This window comes from Paenibacillus sp. AR247 (genome assembly GCF_002968895.1).
Lineage (GTDB): Bacteria > Bacillota > Bacilli > Paenibacillales > Paenibacillaceae > Paenibacillus_AQ > Paenibacillus_AQ favisporus.
In genome coordinates this window covers 2,227,900-2,232,081 of the sequence record NZ_PCZT01000009.1, presented here as the reverse complement: position 1 = coordinate 2,232,081, position 4,182 = coordinate 2,227,900, and the positions used below count along the sequence as shown (strand labels likewise).

The 4,182-nt window shown below is 54.9% G+C and carries 4 protein-coding genes; all 4 read right to left on the bottom strand.

Going from position 1 to position 4,182, the window contains the following annotated elements; genetic code table 11:
- A partial coding sequence (locus CPT76_RS18960; RefSeq protein WP_308737617.1) for a sigma factor occupies positions 1–298 on the bottom strand: 298 nt, incomplete at its 3' end.
- A 212-nt stretch (positions 299–510) separates the two neighbouring features.
- On the bottom strand, positions 511–1,170 hold the full coding sequence (locus CPT76_RS18955) for a peroxiredoxin-like family protein (RefSeq protein WP_105443932.1): 660 nt from the start codon (positions 1,168–1,170) through the stop codon (positions 511–513).
- 172 nt (positions 1,171–1,342) lie between these two features.
- On the bottom strand, positions 1,343–2,836 hold the full coding sequence (locus CPT76_RS18950) for a response regulator transcription factor (RefSeq protein WP_105443931.1): 1,494 nt from the start codon (positions 2,834–2,836) through the stop codon (positions 1,343–1,345).
- 30 nt (positions 2,837–2,866) lie between these two features.
- On the bottom strand, positions 2,867–4,182 hold a 1,316-nt coding region (locus tag CPT76_RS18945), incomplete at its 5' end, for a sensor histidine kinase (protein WP_105443930.1).

Genomic DNA, 4,182 nt, shown 5'->3' with positions numbered 1-4,182 from the left:
GATCGCGGCGAACGACCGCCGTCTCGAGCGTATCCGTTTCCGGCGTCCGGATCGGCTCGGGGAGCCACGGACCGACGTACATTTCCCTCTTTTTCCGCGCCGTCTTTTGCAGATTGAGGGAGTGATTAGTGACCATTTTGCATAAATATGCTTTCGGCTCCTCCAAACGTTCGGGGGGCAAGCCGTACGCCTTTAAGAACACATCCTGCACCGCATCTTCCGCGTCAGCCGCAGACCCTGTCAACTGATAAGCCAGCGTGAACAGCAGTGCTTTATATTGCCCGTACAGTTCCTCCATTCGTGTCTCTCCTTTTCCAGGGCGTACATGCGGAGTTTCCATGCCAGTTCTTTCATTTTCAATAAAAACCACGTTTAGGTCAAGAAAAAAGGGCAGTGAAAACTCACCGGCTGCCGAAATTCAGGTCTGGTCAATATGAAGAAGCCGCCCCATTTGTCATAATGACATCTGGGACAGCCTTGTCTTGAAACTTCGCAGCTGCACGATGCTGCCTATCGTTCGTGAATGGCTTGGATTTTTATCAATTGATCGATGATTTTCTGAGGCTCCATACGCTTCATGAAGTCCGGATCGACATAAGCGCGGCGGATATTCCCTTCCTGATCTATAATAAACGTGGCCGTAAGCGGCAAAATCCAGCGATCGGTTTGGTTGAACTCGGTGAGGTCCAGGCCGAAATTGTTGTAGGCATCCTGCAGGTAATCCGGCAGCTCGTACAGGATTCGGTAGCTTTCTGCGACACGCCCGTTCGGATCGCTCAGCACCTGGAAGGTTAGTTCTTCCTTCTCCTTATGCGACAGCGAGTTGTCGGGACTCTGCAGGGAAACGGCGATCAGCTGGCCGCCAAGCTTCAATATATCCGGCAGCATCTGTTGGTAAGCCCGAAGCTGGATATTGCAGAACGGACACCAGCTGCCGCGGTAAAATGTCAGAATAACCGGGCCTTTCGAAAGCTCGCGATACAAATTCACCTGTTCACCGAGCGGACCCGTTAGCGTAAAATCCGGTGCTTTGTCCTCTTCCGTGAGACCGAAAACGACGCCGGACTCCTGCTGCTCCTGAATGTGCCGAAAAACTTGCGACTGCACCTCTTGAGGCGCTTTGACAACAAAACCTTCCTTTGCTTGATCCAATAATGCTTTGACCGCCATGGAACAACACTCCCTTGAAAAGTGGTGGGTAAATCCAATGATCATTTCCCAGCTTTATGACGTTTTGCACATATAACAAGGTAAGAGTCTGATTTGTGACATGGGGAACGAAAAAAACAGCGGATAAAACAAACAAGCGTCCTGACGATTCAGGGCGCTTGTTTATTGGCGGCTATTTCCACTTTTTATATTCGTTTGGCGTGACGCCGACCACTTTCTTAAACAGCTTATTAAAGTAAGCGGGATCCGCATATCCTACCTCCGCTCCGATTTGGTGCACCTTCATGTTCGTCTCGGTCCGCAAAAGGCGCTTGGCGTTTTTCAGACGCACGTCGGTGATGTACTCGGTCAGCGTCAGACCGGTCTCCTGCTTGAACAGCTTGCTGAGGTAGCTCGGTGTCAGATACACCATGGCCGCCAGGGTGTTCAGATCGGCATGCTCGCTGTAATGCTCGGCGATCCAGCGCTTGACGATCTCTACGGCTTTACCGCCCATCTCGCTGCGCAGTCCGTACACTTTTTCCAGCGCCGACCTGAACGCCTCCACAAAACAATCTTCCATGTTGGAGAAGCTCATGCAGGCTCGCAGCTGCGTCTCCAGCCGGGCGCGGGCTTCTTTGCTCCGAATCTCCCGGTACTCCTGCACTTCTCGGCATGCCATATCCTCCAGTTGACTGCAGACGCGGACGATCGTCCCGGTACCTGCACGCTGCTCTTTCAGCCGCTCAAAGCACTGACGGACGCATTCCAGCACGGCTGGAATATGGAGGAGCTGAAGCTGCTCGGCAAGGTTCATGCCGCGGACGGCATCCTCGGCTTCGACGATATCTCCGAAAGCTTCCCCGGCATAACCGGCGGCATAATATAGGCTCGACTCTGAATATAGGCCCAGGTCACAGGCTTGCATGGCTTCTTCATAGGAGGCTCTGAGTTCGGCAGTGCCGTTGTGGATGCGGCTGAATCCGATATGAACCGCCGTTTCCTCTTCGCTTTGTTCCTCCGCGCCGCCCAGCAGACGGGCGATCTGCTTCAATTGTTCATGCTCCGGAGCTTCCGGAAAATAAAAGACCCAGGCGAGCATGCGCTCCTGGACCGAGATCCAGTCACAGACGAGCTCCGGGTGCTGCTGGATCCGCCCGGCTGCGGCTTCCAGCGATCCGCCTTTCTGAACGAACGTGGCATAACAGGACAGGGGCAGCCCGGTATCTTCGGATAGATAGGGGAGGGGAGACTCGCTCAGAAAACAGGAATGAAGCAGCCGCTTGCGGCTCAAGGCTTCTTTCTCAAGCGAAGACTGATGCTCCTCGTCCAATTGGTACAACAGCTCAAACAGCTGCTCTTTGTTGATCGGCTTGAGCAGGTAGTCGACCGCAGAAGCGCGGATCGCTTCCCTGGCATAGTTAAATTCGGTGAAACCGCTCATCAGGATGGAACGGACGTGCGGGCGGGCAGCCTTCAGCTGCTTGATCAGGTCTAGACCATCCACAATCGGCATCCGGATATCGGTAATGACCACGTCGACCTCCAGGCCGGGAAGGCTGTCCAGTACATCCTTGCCGTCCGGAAACTGCCCGACCACACGGAAGAGGCCGCTTTCCTTTTCGATCATGCGCGACAGGCCTTCGCGAATCAGAACTTCATCGTCCACAATCACAATTCGAAGCATATTTCTCTCCCGCCTTTGCTGTAATGATGTTTACTCTTGGTCTTCGTCGGGGAGTTCTTCCTTAATGCGCACAATGACCCGGGTTCCGTGCCCGGGCTCACTCTCCACTTCAAGACCGCAGGAGCCGCCGTAATGCAGACGTACCCGCTCGGCCACATTATGCAGCCCGATGCCGAATGCACCGCCCGAGTCGCCGTGCTTCAGGCTGCGGTTCAGCTGCTGGACGGTATCCGCATCCATGCCGACTCCATCATCGCCAATCACGAAGACGACGTGGTCCTGTTCGCGCAAAGCGGTGATGGTGATGGTGCCGAGTCCAGGCTTGCGCTCCAGCCCATGAAAGACCGAATTTTCCACAATCGGCTGGAACACCAGCTTGAGCACCGACAGGCCGAGGTAGGGCTCAGGCACATCCATGATGAGCCGGAATTTGTCCGGGAAGCGGATGGCCAGCAGGTCGAAATAGTTGCGGACATGCTCCAGCTCCTGCCGGATGGTCACCGGGTCCCCGCTGCGGACGATGGAATATCTCATTTGGTTTCCCAGCAGGTAGGTCAGCTTGGCGACGCGCGGATCGTCGTTGCTCTCGGCCAGCATGCGGATGGACTCGAGCGTATTGTAAATAAAATGAGGGTTGATCTGGCTCTGCAGCGCCCTCATGTCGGCGGTCTGCTTGCGTTTTTCCGTCAGCTTGATTTCGGTGAGCAGGTCCTTGACCCGCAGAATCATCCGGTTGAAATGGCTGCCCAGCATGCCGATCTCATCATTATATTTTGGCGATATCCAGACGTCGAGGTTGCCGTGCTGAACTTTGCGCATCAGCCGAACCATGGATTTCAGCGGTTTGGTCAAGGCGTGGGAGAAGAAGGTTGCGACGAACAGGGCGATCGCCAGCAGGATTAAGGTCGTAACCATCAGCGCCCGGCTGTTCTGTTGGACCTTGTACAAAATCTTGGACAGCGGAATCGTGACGGACGTCGTCCATCCGGTCTGATCCGACGTGTAGTAGACGGTCAGGTAACGGGTTCCGTGTATCGTCGATTCAAAATGGCCTTCCTTCTGACCCTTGGCCGCCGCCATCAGCGCGGTCAGCCGATCCTGAACCGAATTCGCATCACCGCTGGCGTACACCAGCTGTCCTTGCTCATCCATAATGAGCGAGCTGCCCTGGGTCACCCGATCCATTGGCTCGACGATGCCTTGAAACAGGCGGATATCGATATCCAGGACGATGATGCCGAGATATTGGAGCGAGCTGGCCGAGTTAATGATCCGCAGCACGCTGATAACATCCATCGTACTGCTGCCGTTGACTGTGATCGGGTGGCGGCCTTCCAGGATCGGAC